Source organism: Staphylococcus equorum (assembly GCF_029024965.1).
In the GTDB taxonomy this organism is placed as follows: Bacteria; Bacillota; Bacilli; order Staphylococcales; family Staphylococcaceae; genus Staphylococcus; species Staphylococcus equorum.
The window spans coordinates 417,879-437,013 of record NZ_CP118982.1; the positions used below are offsets into that span (position 1 = coordinate 417,879).

The window sequence follows — 19,135 nt, forward strand, 5'->3', positions numbered from 1 at the left end:
AAAAACTTACCGATATTTCAATCTCATAGATTCATATTTTATAAAAGATGTTGTTTGTTTACTTTACTTAATTCTGAAACAATTTTACGACTGTCTTTATTGAGGTGTTGTACATAAATTGTGTTTTTTTTCTTATGATAGTTTTCTATTAAAGTATCAATCGCATTCACTGCGGAATCGTCCCATAAGTGAGCTTGACTAAAATCTAAGTAAATTATTTTATTGCGTAATTCCAAATCAAGTTGATTCATCATAGAATCTATAGAGACAAAGAAAATTTGGCCTTTGATTTTGTAGTGAATTGTCTCATCGACTTCTTCGTAATCTACAGTAACATTTGAAATTTTTGTAGCAAAACAAAGGGCACTTACAATGACACCAACGATAACACCTAAGGCAAGATTACTCGTGAATAGTACAATAGCTACAGTGAGTACCATGACTAACGCATCAGTTCGTGGTGCTTTTTTCATAAATTGGAATGAATGCCAATCAAACGTTCCTACAGATACCATAATCATGATACCAGCTAATATAGGCATAGGAATTTGAACGACCCAATCCCCAAACACGATAATTAAAACAATCAAAAATACACCAGCTGTAAAAGTAGAAAGACGTGTTGTTGCACCAGAGCGTACATTAATTACGGATTGACCAATCATAGCACAGCCACCCATAGCACCAAAGAACCCTGTAATAAAGTTGGCAATACCTTGTCCACGTGATTCTCTATTTTTACTACTATACGTATCAGTTGCTTGGTCTACGATACGTGCAGTCAATAAACTTTCTACAAGTCCAACAATCGCCATAGATAAAGAATAAGGCAAAATAATTTGTAATGTTTCTAAGTTAAATGGCACATCAGGAATGAAAAATTGTGGCAATGAACGTGTGATTTGACCTAAATCACCAACAGTTTCGACTTTTGCGCCAGTCGCTAAGTAGACAATAGTAAGTACAACAATTGCGATAAGTGGCGCGGGAATTTTGTTGAATACGCGTGGCAATAAGTAAATAATTAGTAGTGTAGTAATAACAAATAAATATGTAGGTATTGATATACCAAATATATGCTTGATTTGTGTCATGAAAATAAGAATGGCTAAAGCGTTGACGAAACCAATCATGACAGAGTTTGGGATGAACTTCATTAAACGTCCTACCTTTAACACACCAAATATAATTTGTATAATACCCATTAAAATTGTTGCTGCCAGTAAATATTGAACGCCATGGTCCTTTACTAATGGCACAATGACTAAGGCAACAGAACCTGTAGCTGCTGAAATCATTGCTGGTCTACCACCAACGAAAGAAATAACAACTGCTATAATAAATGAAGAGTATAGACCGACCATAGGATCTACACCGGCAATGATAGAGAATGAGAGGGCTTCAGGAATGAGTGCAAGCGCCACAAGGATACCAGCTACGATATTGGTGCCCGGAGCAGTGAGCCATTCTCGTTTAAGTTTATTTAACATCTTCTTGTACTCCTTATTTAAAATTCAATTAGACTATTATATCATATGACAGAAGTGTAGATTTAGAAAAATAGAAGCAACTAAATTTCATATAAGTGACAAAGTTGTCATTTAAAAATAGCTTTTTGTTAGTTATATCAAACGAAAAGAAAAAATTAATTAGCTATGATAGTTATATAGAGAAAAAGATGACGAGGAGTGAACAAACATGTCGATATTAAAAGTAGAAGGACTAACAAAAAAGTACGGTAACAGACATCAGCAACAAGAAGTATTAAAGGGGATAGATTTTTCAATTGAAAAGGGTGAATTTGTTACCATAATGGGGCCTTCAGGTTCTGGTAAAACAACACTTTTAAACGTCTTAAGTTCTATTGATTATATAACGAGTGGCACAGTTGAAATTAACGGTAACAAAATAAATAACATGAGTAACAAGGCGTTAGCAGATTTTCGTAAAAAAGAGATAGGTTTTATTTTTCAAAACTATAGTGTATTACACACATTAACGGTAAAAGAAAATATCATGCTTCCTTTATCAATTCAAAAAATGTCTAAAACAGAAAAAGAAAATAATTATAATGAAGTAACAAAAGCGCTAGGTATTCATGAACTGGGTCATAAATATCCTAATGAAATTTCTGGAGGGCAACAACAACGTACTGCAGCAGCACGCGCTTCGGTACATAAACCTGCTATTATTTTTGCTGATGAACCTACTGGCGCATTAGATTCAAAAAGTGCACAAGATCTTCTAAACAGGCTTGAAGATTTGAATGAAAGCATAGATGCAACGATTGTAATGGTGACACATGATCCAGTGGCAGCAAGTTATTCTAATCGTGTCATTATGTTGAAAGATGGCAGCGTCCATTCTGAAATTTACCAAGGTGATGACTCGAATCAAGCGTTTTACAAAAATATCATTCATATGCAAACTGCTTTGGGTGGTGTAGCAAATGAGTTTTAATCAGATCGTAATTAAGAACTTCAGACAAAACATACGGCATTATGCGATGTATATATTTTCATTGATTGTCAGTATTGTATTATATTTTAGTTTCGTAACATTAAAGTATACAGAGAGTATAAACAATGTAAATTCAATGTCTATTATTAGAAAGGGTTCTGAAGTAGGATCATATTTCTTATTTGCGATTATACTCGTATTTCTAATGTACGCAAATCAATTATTTATAAAACGACGGACACGTGAATTTGCTTTATATCAATTAATAGGTTTAACTCGAAAAAATATTATGCGCATATTATTAATTGAACAAGCTGCAATGTTTTTAATAACAGGGTTTATGGGCATAATTATTGGTGTCTTTGGTTCGAAAATTCTCTTAATGATTGTACTCAAGGTATTAACTATAGACACGAGTGTATCATTAACGTTCCAATTTCCTGCTGTTATACAAACAATTTTATTAATTATCGTGTCTTTCCTATTGATTATGGCACAAAGCTTCATCTTTTTACGTAAGCGCAGTATATTATCATTGATGAATGATAGTACAAAATCTGAAGCAACCCAATCTAAGATGACCGTTATTGAAGTTATCTCAGGCATTTTAGGCATAGCCATGATTGCTTTTGGCTATTATATGTCTACTGAACTGTTTGGCAAATTCGCCGAGCAATTAATGTACGCGCCATTCGCCATTTTATTTTTAACTATTATAGGTGCATATCTATTCTTTAGAAGTTCAGTGTCGCTGATTTTTAAAACATTGAAGCGTTCAAAAAATGGTAATGTTTCTATAACAGATGTTGTATTTACGTCTTCAATCATGCACAGAATGAAGAAAAATGCATTGTCACTCACAATAATAGCGACGATATCTGCTGTTACTGTAACCGTACTGTGCTTTGGTGCAATCAGTAAGTCAACGATTGACGATACAGTGAAGCAATCCTCACCACAAGATTTTAATTTCTTGGAAAATAAGCAAGCCCAACAATTTGAAGATAAATTGAAACAAAAGGATATAGGTTATAACAAAGTATATAAAGAAGTTACTGAATTAAAAGTAACTAAAGAGAATTTTTATGATTACAGTAGTAATTTTGGTGAAACTGATAAAATGTTTATAACAAGTAATAAATATTTTAATGATAAGGATATTACGGATCATAAAGCGAAAATGATAAATATGGCTTCATCCGCAAGTATAATGAAATTCAATTTAAATACAAAAATTCAATTTGATACTAAACCAGTGGACACATTTAAAGTGATTGATGCTAAAAAAGAAGTGAATTTTAAAAACGATGTCAGCTTTGCTTCACCTGTATTACTCATAAGTGAACAGCAATATAATCACTTGAAACCACAAGGTGAGGAAACACGTACTCAATATGGTTATGATTTAAAAAATCAAAATAATTGGGAAGAAGCTAATAAAATGGCCCATTCGGTTCATTCTGATATCTACCCTCAAAAATTAGTACGTCAAGAATTGAATGACTCTGCGGGTATATTATTATTTGTTACATCATTCTTAGGGCTAGCATTTTTAGTTGCGTCAGGTTGTATTATTTATATTAAACAGATGGATGAAACAGAAGATGAGATACCAAGTTTCCGTATATTACGCAAAATTGGATACACACATAGTGATATGCTCAAAGGGTTAGGGCTTAAAGTAATGTTTAATTTTGGACTGCCACTAGTAGTGTCATTATTACATGCATATTTTGCAGCTAAAGCATTTATGTTAATCCTCAGTACTACAAATATGTTACCTGTCTATATTGTTATGGGTGCATATTCAATTGTTTATTGCATATTTGCAGTTATGTCATTTATCCATTCAAGTAGAATCATTAAACATTCTATCTAAATCCAATTAATAATCTTAAAGCTCAGTCAACACACTATAGCGGCACTGTTATAGTGTGTTGTCAATGTATTCATTTTATATTGCTCAAAACTAATTAAAAATTCAAAATGTTTGTATGTGTTCTGAAGTGGTATCTAGCAAGTAATAGGCGTAAAAATGGAGGTATACAAATGAACTTAACTGAATTTCATAAACAAATTAAAGGTTATACACAAGATAGACAACCAGGAATTGAAAAAGATATGAATCCACAGCCACTTTCAGAAATGAAAGATTATAAAAGTGGTGGAAAATTGAAAGGGAAAGTTGCTTTGATTACCGGCGGAGATTCAGGTATTGGGCGTTCAGTGGCAACACTATATGCTAAAGAAGGCGCAGATGTCGCGATTGGATATTATGATGAACATGAAGATGCTGAAGCGGTAGTAAATCGTTTGGAATCTTTAGGTGTAAAAGCAAAAGCCTATGCACATGATTTGAAAGATGTTGCATCATCACAAGATTTAATTGAAAAAGTCGTAAATGATTTTGGTGGACTCAATATATTAGTTAATAATGGTGGCGTTCAATTTCCAAAAGATAATTTTGAAGATATCACACCAGAACAAGTAAAAGAAACATTCGAAACGAATATTTTTGGAATGATGTTTTTATCTCAAGCTGCAGTACCACACTTAAGTGATGGCGATGCGATTGTTAATACCACGAGTGTGACAGCTTATAGAGGTTCGGGACATCTTATAGATTATTCAGCAACAAAAGGAGCGATTGTTGCATTCACACGCTCATTAGCAACTACGTTGATTGGGAAAGGTATTCGTGTCAATGCAGTGGCACCTGGACCAATTTATACACCGTTAATTCCAGCAACATTCACAGAAGACAAAGTTGAAAATCAAGGTTCTGATACACCAATGGAACGTAGAGGGCAACCAGCTGAGCTGGCACCATCTTATGTATTTTTAGCAACGTACGCAGATAGTTCGTATATTACAGGCCAAGTTATCCACGTCAATGGTGGAGATTATATGACATCATAAATTTATAGATGAGTATTAAGAAAAATAAAGCAGCGAGACTCCTATTGAAAAGGGTCTTGCTGCTTTTGTCTATCTTTAAAATGAATCGAGATTGTTGAAGAACTAACAATTTAAATCTTCCATGTTTACTACAACATTGCACTTTTTAGCAACGTCAGTGTCATGTGTTGCTATTATGATAATTTTATTGTCATTTAAACATGCTAATAACTTATCTAGGATTTTTTCTCCATTTGTTCTATCTAATGATCCTGTTGGTTCATCGGCTAGTATAATATTAGGGTTTTTTAACAATAATCTGTTTAAAGCGATGCGTTGTTGTTCTCCACCGCTTAATGTTGATATTTTACGCTTTAAATCAACATTTACATTTAATTCTGTTAATAATATATTTTTACGTTTTCGTTTTTCTGCCTTCGACTGTTTTTGGAACGCTAGTCCAATGTCTAAATTTTCATCAACTGACAAATTGTCTATTAATCCATAGTTTTGAAATAGATAACCTAATTGTGTTTTATAGAAATGGTTATCAGCAATTAATTTTTTTCCATTAAGATATATATTACCTGAATCTATTTTTTCAAATCCAGCAATACTATTTAATAATGTAGATTTACCGGAACCGCTATACCCCATTAATGCATACGAGTTACCATTTTTAAATGAGTAATTTAAATTTTTAAATATAGTATTTCCTTCTTTTGTAATCGTTAATCCTTGTATTTTTATCATTATCATCACCTGATATTTTTGGGGAGTTCTTGTTTCTCAATATAGTGTATTTCTTTCACATATGTACCTTTATGAATGATTTCTACAAACTTTTTACTTGGATCATAACCACCGAATGTTAATTTATAGTTCAGTTTTTCCCCATTCTTGGAATACGCTGTGACATCGTTATATTGCTGTGTGTGTTGTTTAACTATGGCATACGATTTTTCTTCTTGTAGAAAGGGATTAAATCTATCAAAGTTATCATTTGTTAAAAATGTAGTAACAGCAAGTAGTATGATAACAGTAATAACGATAATTAATTTTTTACTCATTATTCTAGCTCCTTTAAGTTAATTAAGTTATTTTTTTCTAACTTATTTATATATATACTTTGTATTAAAATTTGAATAATTATAATAAAGATAAATAAAAGGAGGATTGCACTATTCTTCATAACTGTTATAGATATAACGCCAACTAAAATGACTAATCCATTACTCAATAGTAAGTATTTACTATTATTTTTAATTAAATTGAAACCATGTATTTTTCTTATCATTAAAAATTTCATATTTTTTTCAAAGTATTGTTGGATATCAAAAATTATTGTTAAAACCAATGTGATAAAAGACAAAAGTATTGAAATAGATACAATAAGGATTTTAAGATTAAGATCTTCAAAATCCTTCAATACTATGTCTTTATAATTTGTAACACCACTTACAACATCTTCTAATCCATATTCCTTCAAATATTTATTGGTATTTTCATAATCTTTAAACAAGTAACTACCTTGTGTGACCGATGAATAATAAAAGTTATTTCCTAGGTCTGTTGTATCTATTAATACAACTAGAGGATTTTTACTAAAGTTATTTTTTAAACTAGATCTGGTATCAAAAGTATATATTTCAAAGTTGTCATTTGTTTGTTTCATGTTAATTTCTTTAATTTGATTATCATTATCCCGTTGAAAGTTAATCCAATCTTTGAAATCTTTTTTAATTGCTTGTTGAAAGATATGCGCTTTAGGTGGTAATAATAAGTCTATTGTATTTTTAGAATCGGACAGTTCAAATTGTGTTTTAAATGCACTATTATAAAAATCTATGAAATTGCTATTTAAAAAAATAACGTTACCATTTTCAGGCGTGTAATTCGTAGGTTGGGGATGATATAAATTATTGTGTCTAATAAGTAATGATTCACGTTGTGCTTCAGTATTTGAGATTAATTTATGAAATTTTTTGGATATATCATTTTCTTCTGAATGAGTGTACTTAAGTGGTGCAACTTCAATGACGTAATAATCATCTAACTTTGTCCAGTATTTTTCAGTTTCTTTAATCTTTTTCAATTCATGATATGAACTTAAATTTTGTACTAACAAAATTACTAAGACAAATAGAATAATTATCTTGAACGATACAGTTATCATTCGTAATAAAGTGTAGGGTTTTTTGCCTTTGATAATTAATGGTATATCTGTTTTTATAAATAGTGTATAAGAGCAAAGTGAAATTAGAAAAAGTATACTGAATAAAATGATTACACCTAAGAAAACACGCACTATAAAAATAAAATTATTGTCTGAAATGTCCAATACTAGTGACAAAATTATTATAGAAATTAAAAAGACACTTAATAAGGAAGTGTAGTATAAACATTTCTTAAGCATATCTTCAGATATTATTTTTGAAATTGAATAACCATGTAATTTTTTAATACCATATTCTTTAAATTTTATATTGGCTATTTGTAAAAAATAAAAAACATGAAGTATTAATATTGAAGTCATAGGGAATAGGAGCCCCTTATCATTTATGACAGATAAAAATAAAACGAATTTATTTAAACTAACTATTTCTGATTCTACACCTTTTTTCTGTAGTAGTTGTTTAATATTATGAGAATCAAATGAATCTCCCATTACAAAATAATTCCCTCGGACATCTTTACTCAGAAGGGTGTCGTAGTTGATATATTTATACCTAATATGATTTTGAAATTTTGGTTTTTCTTCGTTAAACGAGTATATATATTTGTCTGTATTTTGATTTGTATTTGAGATAGATTTATAGATTGTGATATTTTCTTTTTGGGAAATCGATTCAATTGTTTCATAAATTTCTTGCTTATTGTGACTATAATCCCAAGCAGAAATGTTTAATATGGTATGACTACCAGGTAATAATTCTTGCTCTTCTCTTAATGTGAACACTAGGACTAATATAGTAATGATGCCAAGCGTTATGATATCTAAGGTTAATTTTATTATTTTCATACAGTACCTCATCAATTAAGGAAATGAATACAAATTGTATTCATTTCCCAGCTATTATTAGTAAACGTTGTAATATGTTCTATTTACGAAGAATGATTTTGGGGCAGATGCTCTAGCTTGGATACCTGCTCTCGTTTTCCACTATAGGATTTATATTTACCCACTGCTGTAGAGCCATGTGCTTTATAATTATTACTGTAATATGACCAAACATATTTGCTTCCTACTCCATAATTCCAAATTCCACCTTGAGCATAGATAGTTGCTGCATTTGCTATTGTTCCAGAGCCTAATACTATTGCTAAATACAATAAAACACTTATAATAGTCTTTTTCATTTGCATAGCCTCCTTTGGTATTAATTTATATTATTATATAATTTTCATTAAAATATCTCATTATGATTTTTTTCACTTACCCTTTAAAAATTTATATTTTTTCATAAAAAAGAGCATCTCCTTTAAATATTAGGAGATGCTCGTAATTTATTTGTCTGAAGGTTGTCTTGGCAAACCTATTTGTTGAAATCTATGTTAATAAGGTACGACAATTACAGTATCGATACGAAATTGAGACAAGGTTGACACCTAGCATATCAGATGACGTTTATTCTGTAATTATCTAGAAGAAAGTTGATAAACTTTAAAAGAAATCAGAAGGGATAAGATCATCGAATTGTAAGTGCTTTAATGAATCGAAATTCACACTTTCTATACTTTGAAGTAGTTCACCATTTTTAGCTTGGTTATAATAATTAACTGCTTCTGCTTGCACGTCATGGTCCTGGAATGTTTTAACTACGCCTAATATCAGTAATACTGCAATAGCCCCTTTAATGATTGTCTTCATAATAAATGACTCCTTCTATAAGTTTATACTCTTATTCTATACCGTTTTGTACTTTGTGACATGCGTCCCTAGTATCGAAATTATATCATACCTTAGTTGTATCCTAACGATACAAACTATTAAGAACTTTCTTTTTATAAACCAAATACAATAGGTAACCATAAATATACGAATAGTGATATTACCACAATTGCACACATGTTTAAAATAAATCCAGCTTTAACCATATCTTGCATTTCTAATTCATCAGAACTAAATACCGCAGCATTTGGTGGTGTTGAAATTGGCAACATAAATGCACACGTTGAGGATACTGCGACAATTCCCATAATAATAAATGGATCTTGGCTAATTGCTGCGGCTAAACCAATACTGATTGGCATTAACATATTGGAAACTGCCGTATTAGACATCACTTCTGTTAAGAATAAAATAGACGTCGATAATACGATAACGACAAGGATTAATGGTAGTGGTTCGACGAAACCTAGCATGCCACCAAACCATTTTGTCAGTCCTGAATCTTCAAATGCAGCAGCTAAGGATAAGCCACCGCCGAATAATAGCAATATACCCCATGGTAGTCTACTCATATCATTCCATACGAGTAATGCACCGTTAGAAGATTTTGCAGGAATAAGGAAGAGCAATACAGCACCTAACATTGCGATAACTGTATCTGATAAATTTAAAGAAGCAGGCAAGAGACCGCCACCAATCCACAAGATACTAACGAAAAGGAAGACAATACCTGTTAACTTTTCTTCTAAACTCATCGGACCTAAATCATGTAAAGCTTTCTTTGCAAAATCTGAAGATATTTTATCGGAGTCTTCAATTTTAAATAACCATTTTGTCATTAACAAGTATAAAATGATTAACAAAATAATTGTCAACGGTAAGGCAAATAACATCCATTGTGCAAAGGACACTTCTCTATTTAAACTAGAAGAAGCGATGGCTGCGAAAACCGCATTTGGTACTGAACCAATAAGCGTTGCTAAGCCACCGATAGATGCTGAATAAGCGACAGTTAATAATAATGCTTTCCCGAATTTGTGGGCTGATTCTGGTTTGAGGAATTGTGCATCTTTAATTTCTTTTATTAATGCTAATGCAATTGGCAACATCATAAGTGCGGTTGCTGCATTTGAAATCCACATTGAAATAAATGCAGTTGCAATCATCGTACCTAAAATAATACGATTACTATTTGAACCCATCAAAGAAATGATGGTCATAGCAATGCGTTTATGTAAATTCCATTTTTCAATGGCCAGTGCGATAATAAAGCCGCCCATATACATAAAGACGATTGGATCAGCATAAGCACTCGCAGCTACTTGTTCATTTGTCCCGCCACTCAAAGGTAGTAATATCAATGGAATGAGTGACGTAGCAGGTATAGGAATTGCTTCTGTAATCCACCATGTAGCCACAAAAAGTGTGACTGCAAGAACAGCACGTGGTTCATCCGCTAAACCTGTAATACTGGGTATAAAATAAAAAATGATGAAGAGTGATGGCCCTAAGATTAAACCGATTTTTTCTTTCATTTGCAAAAATCCCCCCTTGTTATTGTCTATAGTTGCAAGAATATCAATTTAAAAAGAGCAAAACAATGTATTTTTCAGAAAATTATAAAAATTAATGAAAAATACTGGTAAACTGTATTTAATATCTTAGAATAAAAATTTATTACAAAGGGGGAATGTTCATGGTATTAGGTGCACTTATAGCTAAAGATGACACGTGGATGTTATGGGCAATTATTATAGTTTGGGCAACAATAAGTTTATTCCTAGAACAGCGATACAAGTGGGCAAGTACAATTTCGGGAGCTATTATAGCGCTAGTGGGGGCAATGCTCTTATCAAACTTTAAAGTGATACCAACGAGTTCACCGGTGTATGATACGGTATGGGATTTTATCGTGCCACTTTCTATTCCATTATTATTATTTAGTTCAAACATTTTAAAGATATGGAAAGAAAGTAGACGATTATTATTCATTTTTATGATTGCTTCGGTAGGGACAATGATAGGTACAGTGGTCGCATTTCTTACTTTAAATCAATGGATACCTTACCTGTCTAAAATAGGCGCCATGATGACTGGAAGCTATATTGGTGGTGGCGTGAATTTTGCAGCTTTAAGTTCTAAATTCCAAACACCTGGAGACATGGTTTCTTCGACAGTAGTTGCTGATAACAGTGTTATGGCACTGTATTTTATATTACTTATAGCCATTCCATCAATGCCTTGGATAAAAAAAAAATTTTACTACTAATTATAAAGCCGAAACGACACCTGAGACACAACAGTCATTTTGGCAACCAAAAAAAATTCAATTATTAGATATTGCATTTTCAATGGCAAGTGCCATTGCACTTGTAGCGATTAGTTTCAAAATAGCAGAATTGATACAACTATGGGTACCTAAAAGTAATCTCATATTAACAATCATTGTATCTTTCTTTGGTGATTCTTATTTATTGTTAACAACACTGACATTAATAGTTGTTGCTATCTGGGGAGATTTCTTTGAGAAGTTAGCAGGTGCATCAGAAATTGGCACTTTCCTTATTTATATATTCTTTGTAGTCATTGGCACGCCGGCTTCATTTGCTACAATTATTACAACTGCACCGTTGTTATTTGTTTTTGTCATTATTATTTTGATTTTCAATTTAGGTTTAAGTCTTATTTTAGGTAAGCTCTTTAAATTTAAAATTGAAGAAATATTGTTAGCAAGTAATGCAACTGCGGGAGGGCCTACTACTGCAGCAGCATTAGCTATTGGAAAAGGCTGGTCAGGTTTAGTGGGCCCGATACTTATTATTGGTACATTAGGTTATGTAATAGGAAATTATGCTGGAACAATGATGTATCAATTATTTATTCATCTAGGATAAATTGTAAAAGGTGTTAGAATATGTATGTATATTTGACGGAACTTAATGATGGAGGGATATATGTATGAACGAAAAAGAAAAGATGTTAGCAGGTGAATGGTATGATGCTAACTTTGATGAAGCTTTGGATGTTGAAAGGAATAAAGCGAAAGATCTTTGCTTTGAATTAAACCACACAAAGCCGAGCAATTCAGAAAAACGCAATGCAATTTTAACTGACTTACTCAATGATAAGCCAGATAATTTAGAAATATTAAGCCCATTCCAAGTAGATTATGGCTACAATGTTTTTTTAGGAAATAATGTATTTGTAAATCATGATTGTTATTTTATGGATGGCGGAAAGATTTTTATTGGAGATAATGTTTTTATAGGTCCGAAATGTGGACTTTATACAGCTGTTCATCCTCTTCAATATCAACAGAGAAATATAGGGTTAGAACAAGCATTACCTATTAACATAGGAAATAACGTGTGGTTAGGTGCTAACGTTATTGTGTTGCCGGGTGTTCAAATCGGTGATGGAGCAGTCATTGGGGCAGGTAGTGTTGTGGCGAAGGATATTCCGGAAAATGTACTAGCAGTCGGAACACCAGCTAAACCTATAAATAAAATAGATAATTAATAAATATTTAACAGAAAAAGCGGTGGTAACATTCATTACGTAATGGATATTACCACCATTTTTTTATTGTACATAGTGTAAATAATCATGAAATATAAAAATAATCTACAATAGTCATTATCATTAAATCGTGTAATATTAAAAAACAAATTAAAACAATGTAGAAAAATATTCCGCGGAGCTTAAATTTAAAATAATAAAATTGTTCGGAATATAATAGTGAAATGTGTTAAGATATAAAAATGTGAGTGAAAAGGTAAGTAATATAATTGTAGATGAATATATATAAGATAGATGAATCTGATTTTTAGAAAGGAATCGATAAATTTGCTTATAGTTAGAATTGAAACAATTATGTCCACACAAAAACATAACTACTTCAAGAAAAGGAAAGAGGCATTTCAAAGATGGATATATTAATTGGAACTTTGTTTTTAGTTGTAGTGTTAGCATTATTTACACTGTTTACATATCGAGCACCTATGGGTATGCGTGCGATGGGTGCTTTAGCAAATGCTGCAATTGCAACATTCTTAGTTGAAGCATTTCATAAATACGTAGGTGGCGACCTATTAGGTATTAAATTTTTAGGTGAACTGGGCGATGCTGCTGGAGGTCTTGGTGGTGTAGCTGCAGCTGGACTTGTAGCATTAGCTATTGGTGTTTCACCTGTATATGCTTTAGTTATAGCTGCCTCATGTGGAGGACTAGATTTAATACCTGGTTTCGTCGCTGGCTATGTTGTTGGTTATTTAATGAAATACGCGGAAAGAAAAGTACCAGATGGTATAGATTTGATCGTAGGTATTTTAATTATTGCACCTTTAGCAAGATTAGTTGCGACGGGTATTACCCCGTTAGTTAACAATTCACTATTAAAAATAGGTGACATCATTCAAAGTTCTACAGAAATAAACCCAATTATTATGGGGATTATTCTTGGTGGTGTTATTACAGTAGTAGGAACAGCGCCATTAAGCTCTATGGCTTTAACGGCATTACTTGGTCTAACTGGTATGCCAATGGCAATTGCTGCTATGGTTTCTTTCTCTTCTTCATTTATTAATGGCACAATGTTTAATAAATTGAAATTAGGCGATCGTAAATCTAGAATTGCTGTTTGTATTGAACCATTATCTCAAGCAGATATTGTGTCGGCAAATCCTGTTCCAATATATACTGCGAATTTTATAGGTGGTGCATTAGCGGGAGCGGTTATCGCTTCATCTGGAATGATAAATGATGCAACTGGTACGGCAACCCCACTAGCTGGTTTCTTAGTCATGTTTGGATTTAATGATCCATTGAAAATTTTCATTTATGGCGCAATTATCGCTGTTATTGGTCTAATTGTAGGCTATGTATGTTCTAAACTTTTCAAAAATTATCCAATTGTAACGCAAGAGGATATAGAATCCCGTTAAAACATACGTTGTAATGCGTTGTAGTATAAAATCTTGAATAAAAAAGGAGGTTTAGATTTTTCAAATGAAATCTAAACCTCCTTTTATTTTTTGAGATATTTGAAACAGTAATAGATAACTAGTTATTAATCACCAATTTGACTATTAAGTATATCTGTAATAAACATATGTCCTGGTGCGTGGGTAATCATTAATTCTGGCTTGGCATCTAGAGCGATAGATTGTGGGGTCACACCACATCCCCAAAAGACAGGAACTTCATTTTCCTTTATTGTGGCAGGTTCTCCAAAATCAGGTCTTGTAATATTATCAATACCTATTTTAGATGGATCACCAATATGTAGCGGTGTCCCATGCATATTTTTAAAGTGTGTAGTAATTTCAGTTGCTTTAATGGCTTGCTGCATTGTCATCGGGCGCATACTTACTGTGATATTACCTGCAAATTCGCCACTTGGTTCTGCGGGTATATCAGTGATGAACATAGGTACATTGTGATCTTCTTCAATATGTCGAATCGGAATGTCGGCTTCTAATAAGGCATGTTCAAAGGTAAAACTACAACCGATTAAAAAGCTGACCATATCACCATTAAATAGATGCGAGACATTTGTTGGTGATTCAACGAGCTCGCCATAACGATAGACACGATATTCTGCCACCTCTGTGCTAATATCTGCTTGTTTACCGTAGAAAGGAAAGGTAGTAGAACCTTTTTCGGATACATCTAAAAGTGGACATGTTTTAGGATTTCTAAAACAAAACCTTAAAAAATCATATGCGTAGCTTGAAGGTAGAATAACGACATTGGCTTGTACGTATCCTTTAGCCATACCACTGGTAGGATCAGTAAGTTCTCCATTACTAATCATTTCTCTTAGTTTATGTGGCTGTATATTATCTAAATTCATAAAACCATCCCCTTAATTTAAAACTTATCGTTAGTTTAGCAAAAATAAGTCATAACAGTTAAATATATGTATATTACAAGTTTATAAAAATGCCCCTCCATTAGCTAGAGAATAGGAGGGGTGAATCATTTTATTTGTCGTTATTATTTTCGTCTTTTTTATTATTTCTATATTGTTTGTTTAATTCAGCTTCTTTTTCATCATGAGTTGTGCTTTGCTTATCATTTGCTGAATCGTCTTTTGAATCATTAGTATCATCATCTTCACGTTGCTCAAGTGGAATTGAATAATCTTTATCATCATCTATATGTGTCATTTTAAAATGTTTCGTTGGTTCTCTACGCAATGCACGCATTAATGACACAATCATTAATAGCAAGATAATAGAGAACGGAAGCCCTGTGACAACAGAAGCGGTTTGTAAACTTGTTAAGCCACCAGCAATTGTCATAGATACTGAAATTGCACCAATTAAAATACCCCAAATGATTTTGTGCTTCGTCTTAGGATTTGCTATGCCACCTGTTGCCATGCCTGAGACAATATGTGTTGTTGAATCAGCACTTGTGACAATAAATATAAATATCAGTGCAATTGCTAAAGCACTCGTAATGTCAGCAAGAGGGAATTTAGATAACAATTCAAATAACGCTACGGTGTAGTCTTGATCAACAACGTTAGCAATATTATCATTCTCTTTGAGTGCAATTTTAACTGCTGTACCCCCAAAACCAGCAATCCAAGTAAATGAAATTAGCGGTGGAATAATGAGTACGCCAACGATGAATTCTCTTATCGTACGTCCACGTGAAACCCGCGCAACGAAACCACCTATAAATGGAGACCATGAAATCACCCATGCCCAATAAAAGACTGTCCATTGTTGAATCCAGCCATTGTCTCCGGTATATGGACTAATACGTAAACTATATTCAATAAAATGACGTAAATAATCACCAATTGCTAAAGTGTAAGATTCGAAAATGAATTTTAAATCACCAAAAATGAACATAAAGATAAGAAGCAAGGCACCTAATCCTATATTAATATTACTTAGCCATTTGACACCTCTATTTAAACCAGTTGCTGCAGAAGTTAAGAAAATAGCTACCATTAATACAGTAATTGTGATTTTAGTAATATTATTATTAGGTATATTAAAGACATGTTCTAACCCACCGCTAATTTGCATAATACCTAATCCAATTGAAGTTGCGATACCCATCACTGTCGCAATAATAGCTAAAATATCGATGATGTTTCTGTAAGGGCGCTTATATGCTTCGCCAAATACAGGCTCCATCGCTGTTGAAATTAGCCCGTCACGATTTTTTCTGAATTGGAAATAAGCGACAGTAAGACCGGCAATTGCAAATATAGACCATTGTGAAATACCCCAGTGGAAAAATGTATAGCCCATTGCGACTCTTGCAGATTCTGCCGACTCATCTGCGACTGTGCCTGGGAAGGGAGAATGTAAATAATGACTTAATGGTTCAGCCACACCCCAAAAGACAATCCCTACACCTAAGCCTGCTGAAAATAGCATTCCAATCCAAGAATGCATAGAAAACTCAGGCTCTTCATCATCTCTACCTAATTTAAAGCGTCCATAACGAGATACAGCTAACGCGATTAAAAAGATATCTAAAATAAAAATAATAACTAAGAATAACCATCCGAAAGAATTTGATATGTAGTCATAAACTTGTTGTGCGTATGTTCCAAACCCCTTTGGGAAAATACCAGCAACTAAAGTGATGAGTAAAATGATAGCTACTGAAATAATGTAGACCAAATTACGATTTTTTGTTTTTCTCTTATGCTTATTATTCATAACGCTATTTAATCATTCCTTTGTTTATTTAGATTATAATTACATACCCTTATTATTATTTTGTTACTCATTGGACTAAATTCGTTTGTTTTAAGTATTTAAATACAATAGAATAGATTGAGCAATCATATTATTGCATAACGTTATTTGTGAGGGGTATAGCATTAACAAAGCTAGAAGTAAATTCCTGAGGAGGAAAATTATGAAAAGAACTGTGGAAAAAATATTAACCTGGGTAGGCATTATCCTACAGTTTATCTTAATATTTTTAATGGCTATCGTTACGCCATTTTTAAATGATGCGAGCGTAAAAGATTCACTCATACAATCAATGAACAATAGTCAAGAATTTAATCAGGTATCAAATCAAATGACACCATCTCAATTATTAGATATGGCGAGTAGCTTGTTTATTGTAGCTTTAGGAGCAGTTATCGTATGTACAATTATCGCAATTATATTTGCGTTATTAATTAATAAAATTCCTAAAGTGTCGGGTGTTGTACTGATATTAATTGCAATTGTTACAGTATTTACATTTAATTGGATTACTGCATTATTGTGGTTAGTAGCTGGTATTTTACTATTAGTAAGAAAAGCGCATAAACCGAGCTATGAAGGTGTTACGAATTCAAATAATAGAAGCAATACAGACAATCATTATCAAGAGCGAAATACTGAATTAAAAGATGAAGCACCAGAACATCAAACTGATGATAGAGACTTTACAAAGCAAGAGAAACTAAGTGATGACAAAGACGAAGCGGTATCGACTTCTGATGAACACACGTATCAACGTCGCCAAGATCGTAAAGATAAATAAAATCGAAGTATTTCATGATGAACGTAAAATGATAAATGGTGATACTATGAAATAATAAGATAAAGAAAGAGGACTAGCTGATTGTAAAAAACAGCTAGTCCTCTTTTAATTATTGTATTTGATATATAATTTGTTAATTTACTAATCCATCTTGCCGTGTTTATAACTTTCATACACTTTGTCGTAATTGATGTGTCCAATACCACCTACCATAAATTTTCCGAGTTTGAATAAGTTGAATACATATGCTAGACAAACTGATATTGTGACTGTGAGAATGAAAGTGAAAGCAATGTTTCTTAATGAACTATCCGCTCTCAATAAGCCTAAATCATGCACAAAGAAGTAATGAACTAAATATATACAGAATGAGTAGTTACTTATGAATAATACGAATTTTGGAACATATTTGACATAGGATGAGAATAAGAAAAACAGCAAGATCACCATTGTGACATAAAATGGTATATCAAAGCGTTTAGATTCTACCCAAGTACTAACACCAAATAAATAGTTACTAATTAATATACCTGCTGACAAGATTGCGCCAAAAATAATAAGCCAAGTATATTTTTTAATATTCTTCATGAGGGACTCATAGTATATGCCTGTATAAAAACCAAGTAAGAAATAACTAATCCAACCTAAAAAGAGCATCCAACCTTCTCTTCCCCAAAACAATCCTAAAATTGGATTTTCTGATGGGGGTACAAATTCTCTAAATGCCCAATACAATGTGGCGAATATTGTTGCACCAATAATTACAGGAATAGGTTTCCATTTAATTATGTATTTAGCAAAGAGAATGTGTAATATATAGAATTGGAAAATAATTACAATAAAGTATGTCACAGCGCCACCATGGAACATCGTGTTTGAAACATGCCCAAAGTAATCATCTAATGTCTCAGGTTCAAAATAGAAATATGAGATAGCTAGATTAACAACAATATATGGGATACCTAAATAAATCAATTTGTTTTTAAAGAAACCAGGTTTTGTTTTAACGTGATAATTTTTCGCTAATAAAAATTCTGAAATGAATACAAATAATGGCGTACTAAACATTAGCAATAATTGAAAAATTCTAATAGCAGTGCCATGGCCCACAAAATCCATTTTGGAAAATGTAGTTGTAATCGCATGAATGAGAACAATACTTAAACAAGCTATAGTACGCATCCAAAAAATAACAGACGTATATGTTTTCATAAATAGCTTAACCTCTCGATTGTTCTTTTTTTGAAAATAAATATTGTTATGATTATATTCAAGTTTAAATAATAACATACGTAATGAGAATTCAGTGTAAATATTAAGATAAATTTTATTAAATTAGCATTTACTATTTATATGATATTAACAATAAAT

General features: G+C 32.3%; 16 protein-coding genes and 1 pseudogene. 7 read left to right on the forward strand and 10 right to left on the reverse strand.

Going from position 1 to position 19,135, the window contains the following annotated elements; genetic code table 11:
- Positions 1 to 38: 38 nt before the first annotated feature.
- Positions 39 to 1,490 carry a SulP family inorganic anion transporter gene (locus PYW44_RS01880; protein WP_002506621.1) on the reverse strand — a complete coding sequence of 484 codons (1,452 nt, stop codon included), beginning with the start codon at positions 1,488 to 1,490 and terminating at the stop codon, positions 39 to 41.
- Positions 1,491 to 1,698: 208 nt separating this feature from the next.
- On the opposite strand from PYW44_RS01880, the gene PYW44_RS01885 reads away from it, so the two are divergent.
- The 3 genes from PYW44_RS01885 to PYW44_RS01895 all read left to right on the forward strand — a co-directional run bounded on the left by PYW44_RS01885 (position 1,699) and on the right by PYW44_RS01895 (position 5,379).
- Positions 1,699 to 2,460, forward strand: coding sequence for an ABC transporter ATP-binding protein (locus PYW44_RS01885; RefSeq protein WP_021339751.1), 762 nt, complete (start codon positions 1,699 to 1,701; stop codon positions 2,458 to 2,460).
- On the forward strand, positions 2,450 to 4,339 hold the full coding sequence (locus tag PYW44_RS01890; RefSeq protein ID WP_115075945.1) for an FtsX-like permease family protein: 1,890 nt from the start codon (positions 2,450 to 2,452) through the stop codon (positions 4,337 to 4,339). The genes PYW44_RS01885 and PYW44_RS01890 overlap by 11 nt, the downstream gene beginning before the upstream one ends.
- Before the next feature lie 170 nt (positions 4,340 to 4,509).
- The gene (locus tag PYW44_RS01895; protein WP_021339749.1) at positions 4,510 to 5,379 is read left to right on the forward strand and encodes an SDR family oxidoreductase; all 870 of its coding nucleotides are present in this window, start codon (positions 4,510 to 4,512) and stop codon (positions 5,377 to 5,379) included.
- A 102-nt stretch (positions 5,380 to 5,481) separates the two neighbouring features.
- Here PYW44_RS01895 and PYW44_RS01900 read toward each other — a convergent pair whose 3' ends face one another.
- The 6 genes from PYW44_RS01900 to PYW44_RS01925 all read right to left on the reverse strand — a co-directional run bounded on the left by PYW44_RS01900 (position 5,482) and on the right by PYW44_RS01925 (position 10,785).
- Entirely contained in the window at positions 5,482 to 6,111 is a 630-nt protein-coding gene (locus tag PYW44_RS01900; RefSeq protein WP_107510926.1) for an ATP-binding cassette domain-containing protein, read from the reverse strand.
- 5 nt (positions 6,112 to 6,116) lie between these two features.
- Entirely contained in the window at positions 6,117 to 6,428 is a 312-nt protein-coding gene (locus PYW44_RS01905; protein WP_064783407.1) for a YxeA family protein, read from the reverse strand.
- The gene (locus PYW44_RS01910; protein WP_065367503.1) at positions 6,428 to 8,380 is read right to left on the reverse strand and encodes a DUF1430 domain-containing protein; all 1,953 of its coding nucleotides are present in this window, start codon (positions 8,378 to 8,380) and stop codon (positions 6,428 to 6,430) included. Before PYW44_RS01910 ends, PYW44_RS01905 begins: the two co-directional genes overlap by 1 nt.
- Positions 8,381 to 8,463: 83 nt before the next feature.
- Complete coding sequence (locus tag PYW44_RS01915; protein WP_021339745.1) at positions 8,464 to 8,718, reverse strand: lactococcin 972 family bacteriocin; 255 nt, start codon at positions 8,716 to 8,718, stop codon at positions 8,464 to 8,466.
- Between the two features lie 304 nt (positions 8,719 to 9,022).
- On the reverse strand, positions 9,023 to 9,229 hold the full coding sequence (locus PYW44_RS01920) for a hypothetical protein (protein ID WP_002506625.1): 207 nt from the start codon (positions 9,227 to 9,229) through the stop codon (positions 9,023 to 9,025).
- 134 nt (positions 9,230 to 9,363) lie between these two features.
- Positions 9,364 to 10,785, reverse strand: coding sequence for an SLC13 family permease (locus PYW44_RS01925; RefSeq protein ID WP_065367501.1), 1,422 nt, complete (start codon positions 10,783 to 10,785; stop codon positions 9,364 to 9,366).
- Between the two features lie 161 nt (positions 10,786 to 10,946).
- On the opposite strand from PYW44_RS01925, the pseudogene PYW44_RS01930 reads away from it, so the two are divergent.
- From PYW44_RS01930 to PYW44_RS01940, 3 genes and pseudogenes are all read left to right on the forward strand, one after another.
- Positions 10,947 to 12,144: pseudogene (locus tag PYW44_RS01930) on the forward strand (DUF819 family protein).
- A gap of 64 nt (positions 12,145 to 12,208) precedes the next feature.
- Positions 12,209 to 12,769 carry a sugar O-acetyltransferase gene (locus PYW44_RS01935; protein ID WP_002506628.1) on the forward strand — a complete coding sequence of 187 codons (561 nt, stop codon included), beginning with the start codon at positions 12,209 to 12,211 and terminating at the stop codon, positions 12,767 to 12,769.
- Between the two features lie 407 nt (positions 12,770 to 13,176).
- Entirely contained in the window at positions 13,177 to 14,193 is a 1,017-nt protein-coding gene (locus PYW44_RS01940) for a PTS sugar transporter subunit IIC (RefSeq protein WP_002506629.1), read from the forward strand.
- A 125-nt stretch (positions 14,194 to 14,318) separates the two neighbouring features.
- Here the strand turns inward: PYW44_RS01940 and PYW44_RS01945 are convergent, their stop codons facing one another.
- Positions 14,319 to 15,104, reverse strand: a complete 786-nt coding sequence (locus tag PYW44_RS01945; protein WP_021339741.1) for a putative hydro-lyase — start codon at positions 15,102 to 15,104, stop codon at positions 14,319 to 14,321.
- Between the two features lie 130 nt (positions 15,105 to 15,234).
- Positions 15,235 to 16,941 carry a BCCT family transporter gene (locus PYW44_RS01950; protein ID WP_021339740.1) on the reverse strand — a complete coding sequence of 569 codons (1,707 nt, stop codon included), beginning with the start codon at positions 16,939 to 16,941 and terminating at the stop codon, positions 15,235 to 15,237.
- Between the two features lie 202 nt (positions 16,942 to 17,143).
- Between PYW44_RS01950 and PYW44_RS01955 the strand changes: the two genes are divergently transcribed.
- Positions 17,144 to 17,764, forward strand: a complete 621-nt coding sequence (locus PYW44_RS01955; RefSeq protein ID WP_021339739.1) for a DUF4064 domain-containing protein — start codon at positions 17,144 to 17,146, stop codon at positions 17,762 to 17,764.
- Between the two features lie 141 nt (positions 17,765 to 17,905).
- Here the strand turns inward: PYW44_RS01955 and PYW44_RS01960 are convergent, their stop codons facing one another.
- Positions 17,906 to 18,976: an acyltransferase family protein gene (locus PYW44_RS01960; RefSeq protein ID WP_021339738.1), complete on the reverse strand. Its 1,071-nt coding sequence runs from the start codon at positions 18,974 to 18,976 to the stop codon at positions 17,906 to 17,908.
- Between the last annotated feature and the right edge of the window lie 159 nt (positions 18,977 to 19,135).